The organism is Leucobacter sp. cx-328 (assembly GCF_014530035.1).
Lineage (GTDB): Bacteria > Actinomycetota > Actinomycetes > Actinomycetales > Microbacteriaceae > Leucobacter.
This window is the reverse complement of the sequence record NZ_JACVMX010000011.1, coordinates 12,231-34,142: the sequence shown is the minus strand read 5'-3', so window position 1 is coordinate 34,142 and position 21,912 is coordinate 12,231. Positions and strand designations below refer to the sequence as shown.

Genomic DNA, 21,912 nt, shown 5'->3' with positions numbered 1-21,912 from the left:
CACGCTTGCATTTAGTGCGTGCGTCGCGCTCGGAGACGATTGATGGTGAGAACCGTTCCGCTGCCAAATAGCAGCAAGGCACCGAGAGCCACAAGCCATGGGCCTGAATCTGCGCCAGTGCGAGAAAGCGCGGACACGGTGGCCGCCGCTCCTGTGTGAGCTCCAGGTGAGTTCGGATTCTCTCCCAACTGTGGGGCAATACTGATCTTGGTTTCGCTAGGCAGATGATTCAGATCACCCGTGTAGCGAAGGAATCCCTGTAGCGACTCGGGGACCGCGAATTCCGCGATGCCGTCAGTATTCAGCTCGGCTTTGGAAAGTTCGTTGCCTGTGGCGTCCAGAAGCACGGCCTCGCCGGTGGGAACGGTGCCGTGCACCCCCACGATCGTGGCAGTGAGGCGCGCCGATGAAGCGTCATGCGTTGGCGCTTCCGTATTGGGCTTCCCGACTTGGTACGTAACGGAGGTCTCGGCCTGATTTACCTGCAGGGTCGCAGTGGCATGTGCGACACCGTGAGTTGTGGAGTCGAGCTCTGCGGCTACAACGTGTGTTCCAGAGTCGTAGGCCGCAGCGGGGAGCTGGAAGGTCGCCTTGCCAGCCATGAGTGTCCCCTCGCCAGCGGGGGCACCGGAAACTGTGAAACTGACGATTTCGCCATCCGCAGTAGAAGGGCTGACCAGGGCTACGAGTGATGCCGCCTCACCATATGTGTGCGTGATGTCTGCGAGCGTCATCGATAGCGTTGGCGCCGTATAAGTGAGCTCAAGTGGCGCTGAGCTGCCGAATGCGTTCGTAACGATCACTTCGGCAATTCCCGCAGGATGCGGAGGCGCATTAAACCGAAGTGAGTGTTCCGCGAGGCCCTCAAAGGGAACCTCTTCGCCGTCAACAGTTACGGCGGTGACACGTGAGAGATTCTCACCGGTGAGGGTGAGCTGAGACTGCCCTGATAGCGGAACTGAGTTCGGTGTAATGGTCCGGGCCACCGGTGCTCCATCAAAAGTGAGGGTATATGCCAGCGTTCCAGATCGTGAACCAGCGAAGGCTCCCACCCATTTGTTCGGATTCGTGAGGTCGTCCGGAGTCAGTGCAAGCTGCGACACCCAGTGCGAACCGCCCGTGCTGAATCCCAAGCTGATTGGAGTACCCACGGACTGTGAGGGATTCGCGTCGAACAGTGTGGTGAGCGCCACGAAATAATCGGTATGAGGTGCGAGCTGTGCGTCAAGCGGAAACGTCATCAGCTGCATGTGAGGGCTTGGCAGACTCGTCAGCGGAATGCGCTGTGGCTCAGAGAGCGCAACGAGTGCGCCAGCGGGGGCATTGATCTCCGCGTTCCAAGGCACAACAACAACGCGGAACTGAATATCTTCATTCGCGGGGTACTGGTTATACACGTAGACCGAAAGCGATTCTAACGTCGTGTCATGGTCGTTGGGGGTTTGGATGACACTGCCGTCAACCGAATTGAATCTTCCAAAGCCGGCACCCGGGCTGGACTCCACTGCTGCGCCAAACCCTGAGGAGGCGTGGATCGGTCCTTCTGGGCTTTCGACAGTGAGCGCCGACGCAGCCGGCACGTGGAACGACAACATCCAGGCGCCGATGATGAGGATCGCGATGCCGATAGCTATGCTGCGCAATCGCGCAATGGGTCTGGTGAATGAGTACATATTGAGTACCTCCGTAATGTTTTGCGAGGTACGTTGTTGGAGCGCTGCGAATACTCCGATGTAACCGCTCAACCCAACAAAAGTTGTGGAGCACCTGAGTGCCAATATAATTCTGCGCCAACACATTGCCGCACCAGCGCTCCGCTGTAAGACGTGAGTATGGATGCACTGAAGTTGAGTAGAAGCGCTGCTTAGGTGCCGCAGCGACCCAGCCCTTCGAGATGGCCCCGTTCTCTCGAGATCGCCACTTTCATGCGCATGAAACGGGCGATCTCGGCAGAAACTGCCTGTTTCGCGTGGGTGAGCGCGCTAGGCGCAGCCGCACCTCGCCACCGGCCTAGAGCAAAGAAAAAATCCCCGTCTCAACTGGAAACCCAGGAGACGGGGATTTTAAGTGGCGGTGACGGCGGGATTTGAACCCGCGGTGCAGGGTCACTACACACAACATTTCGAGTGTTGCACCTTCGGCCGCTCGGACACGTCACCAAGAACGAGATTACGGGATCGAGACCTTCAGTGCGAATCGAGCGGGGTATTTTCGGTGGCTCTGGCGTGTCGGTTCATGTATGGCCTTCACACGTCATTGCAGCCCCAGCGCGGTGAAGCGGAGGGACTGCAATGACATGTGAAGCTGCGGGTATCGCGAACTACTGAGGTGCCCGAGCGGAACGTCGTTTGTTCAGAAGCAGGCTCGTTGCGCCGAGCGCTACTGACGCAAATGCCAGGCCAGCAAAGGGGCCCCATTCCCCGGAGCCGGTGTTAGCCAGCTGCTGTGAACCTGGGGTTGGAGTGGGCTTCGGGGTTGGGGTGGGCCTTGGCTCTGGCTTCGGGTCGACAGGCGGAACCACTGAAGGCTCGGTGGCCTTGAGGTGGAAGAGTTTCGAGTCCGTGCCAAAAATATCGGTCACGGTCACTGTGAAGGTGTACTCACCAGCCTTGGGCGCAGTGCCGGTGATCTCACCGGTGCTGCTATTCATGGCGAGGCCTGCTGGCAGGTCGCTGCTCGACCAGGTCATCCCCGCCTGTCCTGTTGCGGTAATGGTTTCCGCGGGGTAGCTCTTCTCTGCTGACACCGAGGGGAGATCATCGGCACGCGTGATCTTTGGGCCCTGAGTGGTCATCTCCGCAAGAGCAGAGTTCTGCTCCCCCCAGAAGCGATCGAAGAAGTGGCGGCGATACTTCAGCGCGATGCTGTCTTCAGTGGCGGTGAGGTTGAGTTCGGGGCCGTCGGCGCCCTTAATATCAGTCCACGTCACCCCGTCTGGGGAAGACTGCCAAATCGACCCAAACGTTGAAGTCTGACTCGTCACGCGCCCAGCCGGGTCTTCCGTGGGGTCAGACATGGCGAGGCCTTCTGCAACAGCTGAGAACGTCACACTTTGGCCGAACGCAGTGACCGCGGCTGAGCCGGGTGCTGCAATCTTTGGCCCAACAACCAGGCCAAGCTGACCGCTTGAATAGTCTTGGTAGATGAGATCTCCGGTAGCCGCGACGCGGGAAAAGTTGATTGGGAAGCTATCTGACACGCGCATGCCAAATGAGGTCTCGTCGGAGAAGTCACCGGCAGCCATGGGAGTTGTTCCCACAACAAACCAGCGGTTGGTGCCGTCTGCGTACATCGTGCTATTCAGCGGGAGAATTTCAGTGAGCTCTACTGACGGGAATGCTGGGTTTCCTGTTTGCCAGTCGATGTTGGCAAGTGTCTGAGGTCCGTCCGCAAACCTTCCCCAGAGCGAAGTCCCAGAGGCATCAAACATCACCGGCGTGAATTGATTGTCAATTCCGCCCTCAACCGTGCCAAGTGTCTCACCAGTTCGCATATCCACGACGACCGTAATAACGCGATCTACGTGATTAGTGTCTCTGTACGATTCGAAGTACAGCATGCCATCTTCAGACATTCCGCTTTCACCCTCGGGAAACGTGTCTTCCGGCCTAAATCTTGTTTCTTCGGTGAAGTCTGACCCATCGAAGCTCAAGAATTTTCCAGTCCCAGCGATTGCCGTGACGTGACCGGTTTCATCTGCGACGAGGTGCCGCAGTCCGGGCCAGTTTCCTTGCGCATCACTGAAATACTGGACGTCATCGGTGCCGAGCTTGATGAGTGCATATTCGCTGTTGTTGCCGTAGATTGCAAAATAGGGGCCCACCGCGACCCTGGTCTTGGCAATTTCGCTGCGGTAAAACTCCAGGTCGATCGGTGCGTTTCGCCCCGTCACTGTGCGAGTTGCCAGGTCTATTGTGGTGCTCTGACCTTGCCCCTGGTTGTCACCGAAGCCGTATGCCGTGCTGCCGTCAGCAGAGATGACATAGGTCTGAGTTTCGCCCATGGTACCTAATTGCAGCACAAGCGGCGTGTCTTCATCGCTCACTGTGGCTGAAGCCGGTGCCGATGCCAAGCCGAGAAAGAGTGCGCCAACTGTGGCTGCGAGCGCAGTGAGTTTTGCTGTGCGAAACGTCATTGAATCTCCGATTTACTAACGCGTATCTAGACCTAACAGTAGGTCTCAACACGTGTGTGGTCAATGAAATTGGTTTTAGTTTCCTTAGGGGCTTCTCGCGATTGTTTCAAACAATACGATAACTATTGTTTGCGTCATTCTTGTAACGTAAGTTACGCTGCAGGTGATGGGGCACAGCAGGTGCAATCCCGTCGGATCATCCACCGACAAGGGAGTCTTCACACGCAATGGCTGACCAACAACTCGCGGCAGAGTCCGCTCATACCCAGACATCGCGCAGGCGTAAGCTTCGCGTCTGGGAAGTTACCGCCCTGTCCGTAGGCTTCATGGGGCCAGTCATGGCGATGGCGCTCAACGGCATCGGCGTCGCAGGGCTCGTCGGGAAATCAGTCCCGTTCACGTTCTTGCTCGCGTTCATTGGAACGCTGCTCGTCGGCTACGGCTTTATTCGCCTGACCGGATACTTCAGTCACGCTGGCTCGGTGTACGCGCTTGCTGGCGCAACCATTGGCCCGCGTGCTGGCTTCTTCGGCGGGTTCGCGCTTCTCGGAACCTACCTATTCTTCGCGGCATGCATCCTCGGCGCGACCGGCGTCTTCTTCCAAGCGTGGGCAGATGAGTTCGGTGGCGCGCTCGCGAACATTCCATGGATCTTGGTTGCACTCGTTGTCTCGGCGCTCGTGGTCATCCTCAATGTGCGTGAGTCTCGAATCGTCACCCGCGTACTGCTCGTCATCGGCGCCATTGGTGTCGCCGCAATGCTCGTGCTCGCAATCGTCATCTTCACCAAGGTGGGAAGTGGCACCGGTCCGGTCGAAGGCGCAACCATCGACTGGAGCACCTTCCTGCCTGGCAACGCGACGGCAGTTGGCATTCTCACCGCTTCGGTGTTTGCGTTCTTGTCGTGGGCTGGTTTTGAGTCGGGGGCCTCGCTCGGTGAAGAAACTGAGAATCCCCGTCGCGTCATTCCGAAGGCGCTGCTCGGCGCAATCGTTGTCGCTGGTCTGCTCTACACCTTCATGATGTTTGCGCAGACGATCGGCTTCGGAACTGATGAAGCTGGCGTCGCCGCATTCGCTGGTTCGAACTCGACGCTCACCCAGCTCAGCACGATGTACATCAGCCGCGAGTACGCGATGCTCATTGCGTTCGTTGCATTCGTCGTTGCATTCGCCTCGGTACTGAGCTCGACCGCGGCCGCAGCCCGCCTTATCTACGCTCTCGCACGTGACGGCTTCGGCCCGAAGCGACTCGGTGTCGCACACCCGAAGACCGGTGTTCCTGTCGCTGCAGTGGTCACCACGATCGTGCTTGCGCTGCTGCTCGCTGGCGGTATTGCCGTCTTTGGCGGATCCGCCTTCGATGCCTACTACTGGTACGCAACGATTGCGACCCTGTGCATGGTGGTGGCCTACGGCATGACCTCGGTGGGTGTCATCGTCTATATCTTCCGCGCAAAGGGCACCAAGATTCCCAAGTGGGAAGCGATCATGCCGGTGCTCGGTCTGATCTACCTTGCGTTCGTGTACGCCATTCAGGTGATTGGCCAGGAGGCGCCGTACACGTACTTCCCGTGGATCGCAGGCGCATGGTGCATCATCGGCTTCATCATCATCCTTGCCCGCCCGCAGCTGGCCAAGCGCATTGGTGGCCGCCTCTCCGTCGAAGACCTCGACTAACCTCTCCAATTCACACTGCTCTTTCGAAAAGGAACCTAGATGTCCGTTCAACGTCTCGACGTGTCAGCGTTTGCAGAAGTCCAACTGATTGATCATCACTGTCACGGTGTGATCGAGCACGTCCCGGACCGCAGGGAATTCGAGAGCATGATTACCGAGTCGAACTGGGATGCGCCGGCTGGCACGACCGTGTTCGATTCACAGCTCGGGGTCGCGATTCGCCGTCATTGCGCGCCGCTTCTCGACCTCGAGCCCCACGCTTCCGCTGAGGCGTACCTCGCTCGTCGCGCAGAACTCGCACCGGCAGAGGTCAACGACCTCCTGCTCAAGGCATCGGGTATTGATCGCTACCTCATTGAGACCGGGCACCGTGGCGACACGATCCTTTCCCCACAGGGCATGGCGGATCGGTCGGGGGCGACCGCAGACCAGATCATTCGTCTCGAGCGTCTGGCTGAGCAGATCGCAGAGTCGCAGCCTGCCCCGGCTGAATTTGCGGACCGCTTCCGTGAAATGCTGCGTGCGCAACTGCGCACCGCAGTGGGCGTGAAGTCGATCGCCGCATACCGAATCGGCCTCGACTTTGATCCCGTGCGACCGAGTGATCGCGAAGTGGAGCTTGCTGCTGCGGCATGGTTCGCCGAGATTGAAGCGGGAGCCCCGATCAGGATTGCTGACGCCGTACTGATCCGGTTCGGTATCTGGACCGCGGTCGATGAACGCTGCGCGATCCAGTTCCACATTGGCTTCGGCGATGACGATGTCGATCTGCACCGCTGCGACCCGCTGCTCCTCACTGAGTGGCTGCGCATGACGCGCACGAGTGGCGCACGCGTGACGTTGCTCCACTGTTACCCGTTCCACCGCAACGCTGGCTTCCTGGCGCACGTGTTCCCGCACGTGTACTGCGATGTGGGGCTCGCCATCAACTATGTTGGCGCGCGTTCGTCGCAGATCATTGCTGAGTCCCTCGAGCTGACGCCGATGGACAAGGCGCTCTTCTCCTCCGATGCTTGGGGTCTTCCCGAGCTGTACTTCTTGGGCTCGCACCTCTTTAAGAAGGGTCTGCTGCGGGTCGTCAACGGCTGGATCGATGATGATGAGTGGAGCGTCGCAGACGGCGAAAAGCTCATTCGCCGCATCTGCAACGACAACGCCGTTCGCGCGTACGAGCTCTCTGAGTCACCGCGCTTCATTGCCCCTGGAGTTTCCGCATGACCACCAGCACCCCGAACCGCGATGACCTTGCACGCGACCTCATCGCCCGCACGCTTGAAAAGGTCGCGGTAGCCACCGAATACCGCGAGGAACTGCACCGCGCACCCCGCATCTCCGGTGAGGAAGAACCCGCCGCCGCTTGGATTGCAGAGCGCATGCCCGTGCCGATGGAGCGCATTGCTGACGCCGGCCGGATCGGGCTGATCGGTCCGGCAGCTCGCCCCGCGATTGCGATCCGCTCAGAACTCGATGCGTTGCCCGTGACCGAGGCAACCGGTGCCGCGTTCGCCTCGGCCAACGGTGCGATGCACGCGTGCGGACATGACGTGCATCAGGCCGCCCTAATTGCTGTGGCGCAGGCGGCAGCGGAGTGCGATCTGCCCTACGGACTCGTGCCGTTCCTGCAGCCTCGTGAAGAGGCGTACCCCTCGGGTGCGCTCGATATCGTGAACGATGGCGCACTTGATCGTCTGAACGTGCAGGCCGTCATTGCCGCACACGTGCACCCCCGCATCCCGGTTGGGTCGGTTGCTACCGGCAAGGGCCCGACGAACGCAGCCGCAGATGAGGTTTCCGTCGTGGTTATCGGTCGCGGTGGTCACGGTGCGTACCCCCACGAAGCAGCAAACCCGATTCCCGTGCTCGCCCACATCGTGACGGGTCTCAATGAGGTGCTCCGACGCGTGTGCTCGCCGATGCACCCGGCCCTACTGACAGTCGGACTGTTCGAAGCCGGCGACGCAGCAAACGTCATCCCTGAGAGCGGACGCTTCGCCGCGACCCTGCGGACGATGAACCGTGAGGAGCGGCCTCGCGTGCACGAGGCGATCCGCGAATATGTCGAATCGCAGGCACGCGCATTCGGTGTCACTGCGACCGTGAACATCACGACCGGTGAGCCAGTCCTGGAAAACGACCCTGACTTCGTCGACTTTGTGGATCGCCGCCTGATCGAAGCAGGCATGCGGGTGAGCGAGCCGATGCGTTCGTGCGGTGCTGACGACTTCTCGTTCTACTCTGAGCGGTTGCCTGGCGTCATGGCGTTTGTCGGCGTGGAGACCGAGGGCGCACCGTCGCAGCCGAGCTTGCACAGTGCGAATTTCCTGCCCGATGCTGATGCGGTTCGCCGCGTCGCACTCGCGTTGGTGTCTGCGTATCTTGGTGCGTGCGACCTGCTCGATGAGCGTGTGTGATGACTATCGAAACTGAACTCGGCACGGCTGCGTTGCCAGAGCGAGACGCGAAGCTCATCGGGGCAAACCAAAAGCTTCGCTTTTTCCCGCTGAGTATCGCCTCGGCGAGCGGTAGTGAGGTCACCGATCACACTGGCCGCGCGCTGCTCGACCTTTCGGCAGCCTGGGGCGCCAACGGCGTTGGTCATGCGCATCCGCTGGTGGTGGCGGCCGTGCAGGAAGCTGCGGCTGCTGGCGGGAGTGCGAGTGTGCTCTCAGCGATGAGTCCCGCGGCGACCGCGCTTGCGGAGAAGCTCCTGAGTATTGTGCCCGCAGCCGTTCCTGGGGACCAGCGCGTCATTCTCGGGCACTCCGGCACCGATGCTAACTCTGCAGCACTCGCAGCGGCACGTGCTGCGACTGGTAAGCCTGGCGTAGTCGCCTTCGCCGGCGGATACCACGGTGGATTCGGAGCGGCGCAGCAAGTGAGCGGCGTCTTCATTGCTGACGGACTTCCCGCTGCGGCGGGCACACGCCTGCTCGAATTCCCTGTTGCAACGGGGGACGCGGATCGCGACGCTCAGACGCGCGACACCGTGTTGTCCGCGCTCGATATTGCACTGGCTGACGGCAGCATCGCTGCGGTGATTGTCGAACCGATGCAGTCCGATGGCGGCGTACTGGTGCCGCCGGCAGGGTTCCTCGCGGGTGTTGCAGAGCGTGCCAAGGCGGCAGGAGCCCTGTTGATCTGCGACGAAGTGAAGATTGGCCTCGGCCGCACAGGCAAGTGGCACGGCTTTTCGCATGAGGGAGTCATTCCCGATCTGGTGACCTTTGGGAAGTCGCTTGGCGGCGGCCTGCCACTGTCAGCAGTGACCGGGCCGGCTTGGGTGCTTGACGTCGCGCCAGCCAGCACACTCTTGACCACGGCTGGCAACTCGATTGCAGCTGCGGCAGGCCTTGCGGTGCTGAACGTGATCGAGTCGGAAGGCCTCGCTGCGAACGCACTTGAACGTGGCGAGCAGTTCCGCACCCTGATTCGCGAGGCGCAGGCGCAGCGCCCGGAGATTCTTGAGATTCGTGGCCTCGGCCTGAGCCTCGGCATTGAGCTCATTGATCCGCGCACCCCCGAAGATCTGACCGCCGCAGCTGAATTCACGCGGCGCGTGATCTTCCGCATGTGGCAGCTCGGGGTCGTGTGCTACCTCGTACGCGGCAATGTGATTGAGCTGACGCCGCCGTTGAACCTCAGTGCGCAAGACGTTGAACGCGCGTGTGAGACCCTCACCCGCGCCATCGCGGACGTGCGAGACGGCCTCGTCACCGATGCCGATATCGCACCATACCTAGGTTGGTGAAAGGAAAGGCAATGGAGAATCACGCAACCGACAATCAGACGCTCGCCGGGATTCTGAAAAAGAATCTCGACACCATGAGTCCTTCAGAGAAGAAGGTCGCACGCGCGTTGATTGCGGACTACCCGGTTGCCGGTCTTGAACCGGTAGCGAAGCTCGCGGAACGGGCGAGCGTGAGCGCTCCCTCGGTGCTCCGTATGCTGTCGCGGATCGGCCTGCACTCGTACCCCCAAATGCAGGAGCAGCTGCGCGAGGAAATCTCACAGCGCAATGCTTCGCCGATGGACATGTACGAGGCTAAGAGCGGCACCACCCGTAGCGACGATCATTTGCTTGCCCAGGCAAACACCGTCTTCACGCGGGAACTCTCTGGCACCTTTACAGAGGTTCCAGATACCGAGTTCGACGACGTTGTCGCGCTACTGGCAAACCCGAAGCTTCGAATTTGGACGGTCGGTGGACGCTACAGCAGCATGCTCGCCGAGTACCTCACCATGCACCTGCGAATGCTGCGACCGGATGTGCACTTCGTCGGTCGTGTTGAATCAGACAAGTCCCTCGCCCTCCTCGACTTTGGTCCGAGAGATGTGCTGATCGGGTTCGACTTCCGTAGGTACCAGAGCAGCACGATCGAATTCTTTGCGCGCGCAAAAGAAAGCCGTGTGAAGACTGTGCTCATCACAGACCCGTGGCTCTCACCAGCGGCGAAACATGCGGATCTCTTGCTGTCTGCCTCGGTGGAAGCACCAAGCCCGTTCGACTCCCTTGTCCCCTCGCTCGCGCTCACCGAGATGCTTGTCGCCGCTGTTGTCGGCGCGCTCGGTTCAGCACCCCTCGGCAGAATCCAGGCGTTCGACTCCTGGGAGTAACCCAGCTGGGGTAACCCAGCGACATCAACATCAGATTTTCCCATCCCCCAGGCCACAATGAGTGTGGCCGGCCGGATCGTGAACACCACAAGACCCACACAGAAGTTCGCGGATCATCAGCAACGTAGCGATCCACGGCACGAGAAATACAACGAAGGAATCACAGTGCGAAAAGAACCACTTGGAATCATTCTGACCGCAGACCTGGCTGCAAAGGCGCGTGGCCGAGCTTTCCCTCAGCAAGACCTGCAGAAGTACCTTGGCACCGGTTGCGGTTGGGTACCTGCCAACCTCGCAATCGACGCGTTTGGCAGCATCGTTACCCCAAACCCCTTCGGTTCGGTCGGTGACCTGCGCCTTATGCCTGACGTCTCGAGCATCGCATCGGTTGCGCTCGGCGAGAACGGCGAGCAGACCACCATGGTGCTGGCCGACATCCACACGATTGAGGGTAAGCCCTGGGAGTGCGATCCGCGCACCTTCCTGAAGCGCGCCATCGCAGACCTCAAGAACGAGACCGGTCTGAGCGTTGTGTCTTCTTTCGAACACGAATTCATGCTCCTCGATGACAACGGCAGTCCCGTCAACACCCCGTTCTCGCTCGAGTCGTACCTTGAAGAAGAAGAGCTCGGCGGTCGCCTTGTTGCTGCACTGTTCGACGCTGGTCTTGACCCCGAGATGTGGCTTCCCGAATTCGGTCGCAACCAATTCGAAATCACGCTGGCACCCGCAAATGCACTCGTCGCTGCCGACCGCGCGGTCTACCTGCGTGAGATCACGCGCCACGTTGCAAGCTCGCTCGGCAAAGCCATCACCTTCTCGCCCATCATTGAGGAGAACGGTGGAGGCAACGGCGTGCACGTACACGTCAGCCTGCGCGACGAAGAAGAGCGTTTCGTCACCTACGATCAGACGCGTCCCGGTGGCCTCTCGGAGGTTGCAGGGTCGTTCGCCGCTGGCATTCTCAAGTATGCGGAGCAGTACCAAGCGATCGCTGCCTCAGCGCCGCTCTCTTACGAGCGTCTCGCGCCCAACCGGTGGAGCGCAGGCGGCGTCTTCCTTGGCGAAAACAACCGTGAAGCGCTGCTGCGTATCTGCCCGCTGTTCGACCTCCCCGGCGCGAACCACCAGAAGCAGTACAACCTTGAGTACCGCGCGGCCGATGCGACGTCGAACCCCTGGCTCGTGCTCGGCTGCATCATTCGCGCAGGACTCGAAGGCATTCGTGAAGGCCTCGCTTCGCCCACGATCGTGAGTGGCGAGTCGAGCGACTTCACTGCTGAGCAGCGCGAGGAATACGGCATCCGCCCGCTTCCCGTCACCCTCGAGGAAGCGCTCGTTGCGTTTGAACAGAGCGAAACCGTGCGCAGTTGGTTCGCGAAGGACTTCGTCGACACCTTCTTGCTCGTGAAGCGTGCGGAGATTGCACGCGTTGAGGCGATGACCCCTGAGGCGCGCTACGACGCGTACGCTACGACGTACTAACACCTCGCTGGCTGGCCAGCTGGGTGCCCAATAGGTTCCCGCCAGCCGGGCGGCCGGGCAGAGGGCTTATTGCCGTTTCGGGCAAAGAAAAATCCCCGTCTCAACTGGAAACCCAGGAGACGGGGATTTTTCGTGGCGGTGACGGCGGCCGACTTTTCAGAGCTATGGCCATCCTTCGTCAGATCGCGGCACTTTGATGCAATTTCACCTGGCGTTCAACGCTCCGAATAGCCTTTTTAACTGGGGGTAAGAAAGGAACTGATGAATCTTATGCGTTGTAGACCCCTGGTATCAGTTGGAATTGTGAGCGCCTTGAGTCTCTTCCTGCCCTTGGCGGTGGATGAACCTCGACACGGCCAGGACTTGGACGAAGGCAGAGCCGAATCGCACATGCGTGGCACAGAAGCGGCTGAATCTGGAAAGGCTGATATCGCTGACATCCTTGAGACCTCTGTTGACCCTGAGGGTGTTGGGCTTTTGGAAGGCGTAATTGAGCTCAACCACGATGAAACACCAGGGATGTTCGTTGAGAACTTTGACGGTGTAGAAATTGAGATTTCGAGCGACCCACTTGAAGACATAGTTATGCGGAACGAAGAAGGTTCGGAAGTGCGGGTCACGCTACCTGTCACAGACCAAAGCCAGATTTCCTCCAGTTCGGGGATTGCCCAGATTGAAAATGAAGATGATGTGGTCTTCATCCCTCAAATAATGGAAAGTGGGGACCTGCGAGTCTTGGTAGTTATGGAATCCGCGGATGCGCCTAGCAGGCTCGAATACGGTTTCTCATCAGGGAATGGCGGCCGAATTGTTCCTCAGGACGATGGAGGGTTCTTGGTGCTGGACGCCGAAGACAATGAAACAGCGAGCATAGATCCCCCGTGGGCATTTGACGCTTTGGGGCAGTCGGTACCGACGAGATTCGAGTTCGAAGGGGAAAAGGTCTTTCAGCTGGTAGACATCGCGAGTGTTCAACCAGACGCGTTTCCTGTCGTCGCGGACCCCGTCGTGCGTGCTCGTCATTTCTATTACAAGGTCATAGACATTAGGCGCCAGCGAGCACAACCCAATTATGATCAGCGCATTGGTGGATGCATTATCGGTATTGGGGCCGGAAGCTGCTCCGTGAAGCGGGGGCTTTCTGCGTATCGAACTATTCAAACTGAGGTGGGAATCTCGCGTGGTGCGGTAGCCGCTCGTCTAGGAGTTGAGAGCGGTTCCCAAGTTAATGTCTCTGTCTCGTGTACAAGTCAAACCTATAAAACGAACAAGGCGGACATTCATTACAACGTGTACGCGGTCGGCGATTTTTACACATACAGAGTCGAAAAGTGGAAACGCTACACCGTGGGAGCCCGAACGAAACATACGAAAGTCTCGACCTCTCCAACTAAACGCGCGTTCAGTCCTTCGCCTGAGCTTTTTAAATGCAAAGTCAACTAATGGAAGAGCCAGCACTGATTTCTGGGAATGACATAGAGGTGACTGGGACGCTTCCTCCGGACAAACAGATGTTGAGATGTTTGGGTCTCGCGGCGCTTGGCCTCTGCATGGCAGTAGGCGGTTTCGTGCTCCTGCTGTTGCCCCGCGAAAAACTTTGGTTTGACTACTCCGGAAGAGAGCCCCTGATCGTCAGCGTTGAACAGATTACTTGGCTGCCAATATGCGGAACAGGGTTGATCGTATGCGGTGTTCTTGTTGTTCAGATCGGGCTCGTATGTCTTGTTGTATTTGGTCGTGGCAGACCAAAACTTGGCTAACGGGTGCTGGGCGATCTTGTCGTAATGACAACCATCGCGAGTCCGTAGTTCTGTAGCCGTCCGCCATACACCCGATCGCTGCAACCGTAGTTCGGGCAAAGAAAATCCCCGTCTCAACTGGAAACCCAGGAGACGGGGATTTTTAGTGGCGGTGACGGCGGGATTTGAACCCGCGGTGCAGGGTCACTACACACAACATTTCGAGTGTTGCACCTTCGGCCGCTCGGACACGTCACCAAGAACGACTTTAGGGGATGTTTGCGCCGCGACGCGAATCGAGAGCGATATTTCTTCAAAAAATCCGCAACGGGTCACGCTCAGTTCAAATGTCAGTGGTCCCAGCTACGCTCAAAACATGGCAAAAACAAGCGCGGCATACGCATGCACCCAGTGTGGGTGGCAGACCACTAAGTGGGTCGGCCGCTGCGGGGAGTGCCAGCAGTGGAACACCGTAGAAGAGCGCGGCAGCACCGGTGCCTCACTTGCCAAGACCACTCGTGTCACCCGACCCAGTGATTCGCGCCGTGCGCTGCCGATTACTCAGCTCGACTCAACGAGCGTTGCGCACCGCCCGACGACCATCGGCGAGCTCGACCGCGTGCTTGGCGGAGGCATCGTACCCGGCGCAGCGGTGCTGTTCTCAGGCGAACCGGGCGTCGGAAAGTCGACGCTGCTGCTCGACGTGGCCGCGCGTATTGCGAGTCTCGGAGCAAAGGTGCTCTACGCGAGTGGCGAAGAATCGACGGGGCAGATCCGCATGCGTGCGGAGCGCACGGGAGCACTCGAAGAGACGCTCTACCTCGCAAGTGAGACTGACCTCTCGACGGTCTTGGGGCACATCGATGAGGTGCAGCCTGCGTTCCTCGTGGTCGACTCCGTACAGACACTCGTGAGTGACCAGATCGACGGCATCGCCGGTGGCACCTCACAGGTGCGTGAGGTGGCCGCTGCGCTTATCCGGGTAGCCAAGGACCGGGGAATCCCCGTGTTCCTCGTTGGCCACGTCACGAAGGACGGCAGTATTGCTGGCCCGCGATTGCTGGAGCACCTTGTTGATGTTGTTTGCCACTTCGAAGGTGACGCCAACACTTCGCTGCGATTCCTGCGAACCCTGAAGAACCGATTCGGCCCAACCGACGAGGTCGGCTGCTTCGAGATGGCAGGCGACGGCATTCGCGAGGTTGCAGACCCAAGCGGGCTGTTCCTCAGTCAGAGTTCGGGGCCGGTGAGTGGCACCTGCACAACAGTCTCGATGGAAGGGCGTCGCGCGCTCCCAGCAGAGATTCAGGCGCTCGTCGCCAAGAGCGCGACGCCCAACCCGCGACGCGTTACGAGTGGGGTCGATCCGTCACGTGTTGCGATGATCCTTGCGGTGCTCGAGCGTCGAGCAGGTGTCCGGTTGCATGATCAAGACGTGTACGTCTCGACTGTCGGCGGCGTAAGGCTTGTAGAACCAGCGGCAGACCTGGCCATTGCGCTCGCAATTGTCTCCGCAGCGACAGACACACCGCTGTCCCACGAGCTCGCGGCATTCGGGGAATTGAGTCTCGCAGGCGAGATCCGCCCCGTCACTTCTGGGACGCAACGTGCCAACGAGGCAAGCCGATTGGGCTACACCAGAATCATCGATGCGAGTGCCGGAAATCTGGCAGAGGCGCGACGACTTGCGAGCTAGGGGTAGAATCACATTGTGAGTAAGAACACGGTAGATGTCGTCCTCATTGGCGGCGGTGTAATGAGCGCTACGCTCGGCACCCTGATCAAGCAGGTTCAGCCCGACTGGAGCATTGAGATTTTCGAGTCTCGCAACCAGGTCGCAACGGAGAGCACCAACGCGTGGAACAACGCGGGCACTGGTCACGCTGCGCTTTGCGAGCTCAACTACATGCCCGAGGGCAAGAACGGCGAGCTTTCCGCCGACAAGGCGATCGACATCAATGAGCAGTTCCAGCTGTCTCGTGAGTGGTGGTCCTCGCTTGTTGAGCAGGGCACCCTTGGCGAGCCGACGAGCTTCATCAACCCCACTCCGCACATGACTTTCGTGCGTGGAGAAGAGAACGTTGATTACCTTCGTCGTCGTTACGAGCTGCTGAAGACTCAGCCGCTCTTCTCGAACATCGAGTTCAGCGATGACCCCGCTGTAGTCGCTGAATGGGCGCCGCTCCTCATCGACCGCCGCGACAAGAGCGAAGCGATCGCAGCGACCCGTTCGGTCAGCGGCACCGACGTCGACTTCGGTTCGGTCACCCGTCAGCTCTTCGACAAGCTCGTTGAGAACGGTGCAGCAATGCACATGGGTCACCGCGTGCGCAAGCTGAAGCGTCGCAAGGACGGTACCTGGGACGTATTCGCCCGCAACCTCAACGGCCACGGCCGCACCATTACCAACGCACGCTTCGTGTTTGTTGGCGGTGGCGGTGGCGCACTCCAGCTCCTCCAGTCTTCGGGTATCCCCGAGATCAAGGGCTTCGGCGGCTTCCCCATCTCGGGCAAGTTCCTCAAGACCTCGAACCCCGAGATCGTCAAGCACCACAATGCAAAGGTGTACGGCAAGGCAGCCGTCGGCGCTCCGCCGATGTCGGTTCCGCACCTCGACACCCGCATCATCGACGGTGAAGAGAGCCTGCTCTTCGGCCCGTACGCAGGCTTCAGCCCCAACTTCCTGAAGAAGGGCTCGTGGTGGGACCTCCCCGGTTCGATCCGCCTGCACAACCTTGGCCCGATGATCAAGGTCGGTCTGACCCAGTGGTCGCTCGAGAAGTACCTCCTCACCGAGCTCCTCGCGAGCCGTGAGAAGCAGATGAACACCCTCCGCGAGTACATGCCCACCGCACGTACCGCGGACTGGGAAATGATTACCGCTGGCCAGCGCGTGCAGGTCATGAAGAAGGACCCCGTCAAGGGCGGCATTCTTCAGTTCGGTACCGAGGTCATCACCGGTGGCGAAGGCTCGATCTCGGGTCTCCTCGGTGCATCGCCCGGCGCTTCGACCGCCGTCAGCGCAATGCTCGGTGTCCTCGAGAAGTGCTTCCCTGAGCAGTACCAGCAGAGCTGGAAGGCACAGTTCAAGAAGCAGATCCCCTCGATCGGCGAAGACCTTAACGCAGACGCAGACGCAGCAGCGGCATCGCTCGCTCGTACCGCAGCTGCATTAAACCTCACCGCGTAAGCCCAGAGCTGCTCCGGCAGCGAAGCTCACGCAAAGCAAAGAACCCCCGACCAACGGTCGGGGGTTCTTTGCGTTTCCGCTCGTGCTCGGTCGTCTCTGCTTCGCGCCTTCAATATGCGATCTGCCGAAGAAATGACAAAAATACCCGCAAACAACATATTGATGGCAGATTACATATCTTCGGCAAGTGAACGCGGCCAAAGGCAAATAGCAAAGTTGGGCGCAAGCTCAACTGCGGCAGCGGGTATGAAGCGGCATCGAGTGGGCAGAGAGAAGGCAATATGGCTGCCGGGGGTGAGCTTGCGCTCGCCCTTGCCCAGGGCTGGTTTTTGTCCGATTTCTAGATGAAGGTGAAACCTACTTGAGCCTTGAGCCTGAGCCCGCGCTCTTCACCCGAGGCCGAAAGGCAGAAACTACGCAGCGAGCATCCGCTCGAGCAGCGCAACGGTGTCTTCCCAACCTTCGACAGCCTCGCACGCAACGCCCATCGCGAGCACTGGGTAGTCGTTCCCGTCGGGGTCGAGGCGATCGCCGACGAACACCATGTCGTCGAGTGAGATGCCGGTCTGCTCAGCAAGCTTACGCATGCCGTAGGCCTTGTCGATGCCGGCGCGAGTGATGTCGACCGAGGTGGATCCGCCGCTGCGAACCTCGAGCTGGGGGAGACGAGCAGCAACCGCGGCACGGAGGGTGTTCTTCTTCTCACCGGTGGGATCCCATGCCTGCTTCGCGGCAACGGGAGCTTGCTGGCCGAGGGCTGAGAAGGTGACCTGCGATCCGCGATCCTCGAGAATCTCCCCCCAGGTCTCAGGCTCCCAGTATCCGAGTCGCCCAGCCTCCTCACGCAGCGCGGTGAACGCTGCATCGCGTTCCTCAGCCGAGAGGTTTTCACGGTACACATTGGTCCATGCGCCGTCGACACGACGCTCGTAGCGGGTGCCGCAGGTGGGCAGCAGGTGTAGGCGTTCGAGTGCGGCTTCGGAGGTTCCCGAGAATGCGGTGAGGCGATCCACCAACTGCATTTCGAACTGCTCAAAGTTGCCGCCGGAAATGACCGCAACCGAGGTTTGTTCGAGGAGTCGCGCGAAGACGTCGAGCATTTCCGGTTCGACCGGAGACTTCGAAGGTGCGAGCGTATCGTCAAGATCGAAAGCGATGAGCGCGGGAATAGCTGGCGTAGTCACGCCTATAACTCTGCCATGCCTAGGTGTGGTTCGTCGCTTCGCACTGGAAGGTCACTGTGATCCGATAAACTGAAGCGCATGATTCGACACATGCTTCGTGATGACGACCTGACCCATGCAGAGCAGCTCGAGGTGCTTGACCTCGCTGCACGTCTGAAGCGTGACCGATTTGCAGAGCGTCCGCTCGAAAATGGTAAGACCGTTGCCGTTATCTTTGACAAGACTTCGACCCGTACCCGCATTAGCTTTGCGGTGGGTGTCTCTGACATGGGCGGCTACCCGCTGCTGATGGATTCACAGTCGTCGCAGCTCGGCGGCAAGGAATCTATCGAGGACACCTCGAAGGTTATGTCGCGCATGGTGGAAACCATCGTTTGGCGTACCTTTGCGCAGACCAATGTCGTCGAGATGGCAGAGCACGCGACCGTTCCCGTGATCAACGCGCTCACCGATGATTTCCACCCGTGCCAGATTCTTGCTGATCTGCAGACGATTCGCGAGCAGAAGGGCGAGCTGCGTGGCTTGACCGCGACCTACCTTGGTGACGCGGCAAACAACATGGGTCACTCGTATTTGCTCGGTTTCGCGACCGCAGGCATGAACATTCGCGTGGCATGCCCCGAGGGCTACCAGCCTCGCGAGGACATCGTGGAGGACGCGAAGCGCATCGCTGCAACGACCGGTGGCAGCGTGGAGATTTTCACCGACGCAGCGGCTTCCGTGCAGGGCGCCGATGTGGTGATCACTGACACTTGGGTCTCAATGGGCCAGGAAGCAGAGAAGGCTGAGCGCGTTGCGACGTTTGGTAGCTACCGCGTGACGGGAGAGCTCATGGCGCAGGCCAAGAGCGACGCGATCTTCATGCACTGCCTGCCCGCATACCGCGAGTACGAGGTTGCTCCCGAGGTCATCGACGGCCCGCAGAGCGTCGTTTGGGACGAAGCAGAGAATCGCATTCACGCGCAGAAGGCGCTCATGGTGTGGCTCCTCGCGAAGTCGCAGGCAGCGTAGCTCACAGGCTGAATTCCAATATTTCTTATTGATCCGCGCCCCTATTGATATCTGGGGCGCGGATCATTACTTTCCAACAGATAGGCTGGTCACGTGACTGAGGCAACTGAGAACTCCGAAACTGGTAACCGCGCGGCAGAGGCTGGAGCCCTGTGGGGCGGCCGCTTCGCGAGCGGTCCGTCGCCCGAGCTGCAGCTTTTGAGCAAGTCGACCCAATTCGACTGGGTGCTGGCGCAGTATGACATTCGCGGCTCGAAGGCACACGCTACGGCGCTTGCTGCTGCCGGCTACCTCAGCGAGCAGGAGCTCGTTGACATGCGTGCGGCACTCGACGAGCTGTCGGCTCGCGTAGCTGACGGCCGTGCTGTCGCTGCAGAAGAAGACGAAGACGTGCACTCGGCACTCGAGCGCCTCCTCATCGAGATCACCGGCGTACAGCTCGGCGGCAAGCTTCGTGCAGGCCGTAGCCGCAACGACCAGATTGCGACGCTCGTTCGCATGTTCCTGCTCGATCACGCGGCAGTGATTAGCGACCTGCTCGTGGACCTGCTCGTTGCAATCGAGGGCCAGGCAAAGGCTCACCCCGACGCAATTCTTCCGGGCCGCACGCACCTCCAGCATGCGCAGCCCGTGCTGCTCGCGCACCAGCTCGGTGCACACGCATGGCCGATCGTTCGCGATCTCGAACGCCTGCGTGACTGGGCAAAGCGCGCGCGCTTCTCGCCCTACGGCGGCGGTGCACTCGCTGGCAGCTCCCTCGGCCTTGACCCCCGTCTCGTAGCGGCAGAGCTCGGCCTTGGCGATCCGCTCGAAAACTCGATCGATGGCACCGCAGCCCGCGACGTCGTTGCAGAGTTCGCATTTATCTGCGCACAGATCGGTATCGATCTCTCGCGTCTGAGCGAAGAGATCATCATCTGGAACACCAAGGAGTTCGGCTTCGTGCGCCTGCACGACGGCTACTCGACCGGTTCCAGCATCATGCCGCAGAAGAAGAACCCCGACATTGCCGAGCTCGCTCGTGGCAAGTCAGGTCGCCTCATCGGTAACCTCACCGGCCTGCTCGCAACGCTCAAGGGAATGCCCCTCGCGTACAACCGCGACCTGCAGGAGGACAAGGAGCCCGTCTTCGACTCGATCTCGCAGCTCGAGGTGCTCCTGCCCGCCTTCACCGGCATGGTTGCCACCATGAGCTTCGACACCGAGCGCATGGCAGCCCTCGCACCGCAGGGCTTCTCGCTCGCGACCGACGTTGCTGAGTGGCTCGTGAAGCAGGGCGTGATCTTCCGTGATGCTCACGAGATCTCGGGCGAACTCGTTCGTTACTGCGAGGAGCGTGGCCTCGAGCTGCACGAGCCTTCCGACGAAGAGCTGCTCACCGTCTCGGAGTACCTGACCCCCGGCGTTCGCGACGTCCTCACCATCGAGGGCTCGGTCAACTCGCGCATCGGTGCTGGTGGCACCGCACGCGTGCGCGTTGACGATCAGCTGGCTCTCCTGGCTGAGCGGATCGCGGAGTTCCGCGCGTAAGTTCCGCTTCGCGCCGCCGGCCCGCGCCGGCGAGCGTTGCTCCCAGAGCCCTCAACTGCTTCGGCGGTTGGGGGCTCTGTCGTGTTCGGGGCGGTTTGAAGAGAGGCCAAAGTAGTGCTGCTTGCGAATGAAGGTGTTAGCCACACACGAATTTGACGAGCTCTGTTGCTCAAAAGTCATCAATTTCTGGGATCACAGTGACTGCGTGAAACCATTTCCTTGAACACCGGTTTTCAACTTCTCAATTACTCGCACCAAACGCATTCCCGGGCTGTCCGCATATGAGCAGTCTGCAAAATGCTTGGTGCCTAGAACAAGCTGGTGAAGACATGAAACTACGTATGAGAGTCGTCGCGGCAGTGATGGCCGCGATGATGATTGGAAGCGCGACCACTGCGGCCGCCTCAGCGGCTTCGGCGTCGTCTGCCTCAATGAATGTGTATGACCAAGCCGCACAGGGTGGAATAGCGGTCGTAGGACTGGACGGACAAGAGAGATTGATATCTCCAGATCCCGTGAACACGACCCACGTGCGCGGGCTCAGTGCGAATCTGAAAATTCAAGACACAGACCGGGTAGTCCTACAGAATGACGGTCGAACATTTTTGCTTAAAGATGAAGCTGGAAACGTCTTGCTTTCCTCAGTCGATCCCTTGATTGACGTCGCTAATCATTCTCAAAAAGGAAAATTTGTTGTTGTCGGAGACAAGCTTGTCGTAACTCCTGCGAGCGATTCATTAAACAAGAACGCCTTCGAACTGAGAATTGGTGGGCGAGCAGCATGCTGGTCTTCTTTTGCTGGGCAAATGATTTTTAACGTAGGGATGACCGGGGTTTGCGCAGGAATTGGTGCTGGTACGGCGGGTATCGGGGGAGTAGCTTGTGGCCTGGCTGCTGCAACTGCCTCTTCATCAATTAACTGGGATAAGCAATGTCGGTGACTATGCTTAGAATTTGGGAGTTTCTGAAGAGGAAGCCCGACTGGCATAAGCCGCGGGAGATCGGTCTCCTAGTGGTGTTCCAGTTCCTGTCTTGCTCAATTGCTCTGCTCATCATTTATGCACTGAAAGTCCTGATGGGGACCCGTGAATGGCATGAGATTCCAGGGCTTTTGGCACCCACCTTGCTGGGGATGGTGATTGGTTCGGTGCTCTTCTGGGGAAGCAGTGTTCTTTCCGCTCGCAGTAAGAAGAAACGGGAGAAAGGGAAGCCTGCTCACGAAAGCAGTGGTGACAGTACCCCAGCGGAAGACTGACTGGCCAAACTTGGTGAGGGTTGCTCACGGGGCCCCGGTTACTTAAGTAGCCGGGGCCACCGTCAGTTTCCCAAGGAAACCTGTGGAGGC

The 21,912-nt window shown here is 59.5% G+C and carries 17 protein-coding genes and 2 tRNA genes; 14 read left to right on the top strand and 5 right to left on the bottom strand.

All coding sequences use genetic code 11. The annotated features are described in order from the left end of the window. Positions 1-11: 11 nt before the first annotated feature. The 3 genes from ICL81_RS11210 to ICL81_RS11200 all read right to left on the bottom strand — a co-directional run bounded on the left by ICL81_RS11210 (position 12) and on the right by ICL81_RS11200 (position 4,135). Entirely contained in the window at positions 12-1,673 is a 1,662-nt protein-coding gene (locus tag ICL81_RS11210) for an IPT/TIG domain-containing protein (protein WP_188034964.1), read from the bottom strand. Between the two features lie 395 nt (positions 1,674-2,068). Then, a tRNA-Ser gene (locus ICL81_RS11205) sits at positions 2,069-2,159 on the bottom strand. Between the two features lie 161 nt (positions 2,160-2,320). Beyond that, positions 2,321-4,135: an Ig domain-containing protein gene (locus ICL81_RS11200; RefSeq protein WP_188034963.1), complete on the bottom strand. Its 1,815-nt coding sequence runs from the start codon at positions 4,133-4,135 to the stop codon at positions 2,321-2,323. 227 nt (positions 4,136-4,362) lie between these two features. Here ICL81_RS11200 and ICL81_RS11195 point away from each other — a divergent pair, with 227 nt between their 5' ends. The 8 genes from ICL81_RS11195 (at position 4,363) to ICL81_RS11160 (ending at position 13,673) form a co-directional block, all read left to right on the top strand. Next, positions 4,363-5,814 carry an APC family permease gene (locus ICL81_RS11195; protein ID WP_188034962.1) on the top strand — a complete coding sequence of 484 codons (1,452 nt, stop codon included), beginning with the start codon at positions 4,363-4,365 and terminating at the stop codon, positions 5,812-5,814. A 39-nt stretch (positions 5,815-5,853) separates the two neighbouring features. Next, positions 5,854-7,032 (top strand): amidohydrolase family protein, encoded by a 1,179-nt coding sequence (locus ICL81_RS11190; protein WP_188034961.1) that lies wholly within the window; start codon positions 5,854-5,856, stop codon positions 7,030-7,032. Beyond that, positions 7,029-8,225 carry a M20 family metallopeptidase gene (locus tag ICL81_RS11185; RefSeq protein WP_188034960.1) on the top strand — a complete coding sequence of 399 codons (1,197 nt, stop codon included), beginning with the start codon at positions 7,029-7,031 and terminating at the stop codon, positions 8,223-8,225. Before ICL81_RS11190 ends, ICL81_RS11185 begins: the two co-directional genes overlap by 4 nt. Next, the gene (locus tag ICL81_RS11180; RefSeq protein ID WP_188034959.1) at positions 8,225-9,562 is read left to right on the top strand and encodes an aspartate aminotransferase family protein; all 1,338 of its coding nucleotides are present in this window, start codon (positions 8,225-8,227) and stop codon (positions 9,560-9,562) included. The genes ICL81_RS11185 and ICL81_RS11180 overlap by 1 nt, the downstream gene beginning before the upstream one ends. A gap of 11 nt (positions 9,563-9,573) precedes the next feature. Then, entirely contained in the window at positions 9,574-10,428 is an 855-nt protein-coding gene (locus ICL81_RS11175) for a MurR/RpiR family transcriptional regulator (protein ID WP_188034958.1), read from the top strand. Positions 10,429-10,593: 165 nt separating this feature from the next. Continuing rightward, entirely contained in the window at positions 10,594-11,913 is a 1,320-nt protein-coding gene (locus ICL81_RS11170; RefSeq protein ID WP_353055515.1) for a glutamine synthetase family protein, read from the top strand. Positions 11,914-12,225: 312 nt separating this feature from the next. Further along, positions 12,226-13,356 (top strand): hypothetical protein, encoded by a 1,131-nt coding sequence (locus ICL81_RS11165; protein ID WP_215394793.1) that lies wholly within the window; start codon positions 12,226-12,228, stop codon positions 13,354-13,356. Continuing rightward, on the top strand, positions 13,356-13,673 hold the full coding sequence (locus tag ICL81_RS11160) for a hypothetical protein (RefSeq protein WP_188034955.1): 318 nt from the start codon (positions 13,356-13,358) through the stop codon (positions 13,671-13,673). Before ICL81_RS11165 ends, ICL81_RS11160 begins: the two co-directional genes overlap by 1 nt. 146 nt (positions 13,674-13,819) lie before the next feature. Here ICL81_RS11160 and ICL81_RS11155 read toward each other — a convergent pair. Further along, a tRNA-Ser gene (locus tag ICL81_RS11155) sits at positions 13,820-13,910 on the bottom strand. Between the two features lie 118 nt (positions 13,911-14,028). Between ICL81_RS11155 and radA the strand changes: the two genes are divergently transcribed. Continuing rightward, complete coding sequence (gene radA, locus ICL81_RS11150; RefSeq protein WP_188034954.1) at positions 14,029-15,348, top strand: DNA repair protein RadA; 1,320 nt, start codon at positions 14,029-14,031, stop codon at positions 15,346-15,348. 60 nt (positions 15,349-15,408) lie between these two features. Beyond that, entirely contained in the window at positions 15,409-16,842 is a 1,434-nt protein-coding gene (gene mqo / locus ICL81_RS11145; RefSeq protein ID WP_223160714.1) for a malate dehydrogenase (quinone), read from the top strand. Positions 16,843-17,255: 413 nt separating this feature from the next. Here mqo and ICL81_RS11140 read toward each other — a convergent pair whose 3' ends face one another. After that, complete coding sequence (locus ICL81_RS11140; RefSeq protein WP_188034952.1) at positions 17,256-18,026, bottom strand: HAD-IIB family hydrolase; 771 nt, start codon at positions 18,024-18,026, stop codon at positions 17,256-17,258. A gap of 78 nt (positions 18,027-18,104) precedes the next feature. Between ICL81_RS11140 and argF the strand changes: the two genes are divergently transcribed. The 4 genes from argF (at position 18,105) to ICL81_RS11120 (ending at position 21,822) form a co-directional block, all read left to right on the top strand. Continuing rightward, positions 18,105-19,037: an ornithine carbamoyltransferase gene (argF, locus tag ICL81_RS11135; RefSeq protein WP_188034951.1), complete on the top strand. Its 933-nt coding sequence runs from the start codon at positions 18,105-18,107 to the stop codon at positions 19,035-19,037. A gap of 93 nt (positions 19,038-19,130) precedes the next feature. Further along, positions 19,131-20,567 carry an argininosuccinate lyase gene (gene argH, locus ICL81_RS11130; protein WP_188034950.1) on the top strand — a complete coding sequence of 479 codons (1,437 nt, stop codon included), beginning with the start codon at positions 19,131-19,133 and terminating at the stop codon, positions 20,565-20,567. Between the two features lie 281 nt (positions 20,568-20,848). Further along, positions 20,849-21,508 carry a hypothetical protein gene (locus tag ICL81_RS11125; RefSeq protein WP_188034949.1) on the top strand — a complete coding sequence of 220 codons (660 nt, stop codon included), beginning with the start codon at positions 20,849-20,851 and terminating at the stop codon, positions 21,506-21,508. Next, positions 21,499-21,822 (top strand): hypothetical protein, encoded by a 324-nt coding sequence (locus ICL81_RS11120; RefSeq protein WP_188034948.1) that lies wholly within the window; start codon positions 21,499-21,501, stop codon positions 21,820-21,822. Before ICL81_RS11125 ends, ICL81_RS11120 begins: the two co-directional genes overlap by 10 nt. The last annotated feature ends 90 nt before the right edge of the window (positions 21,823-21,912 follow it).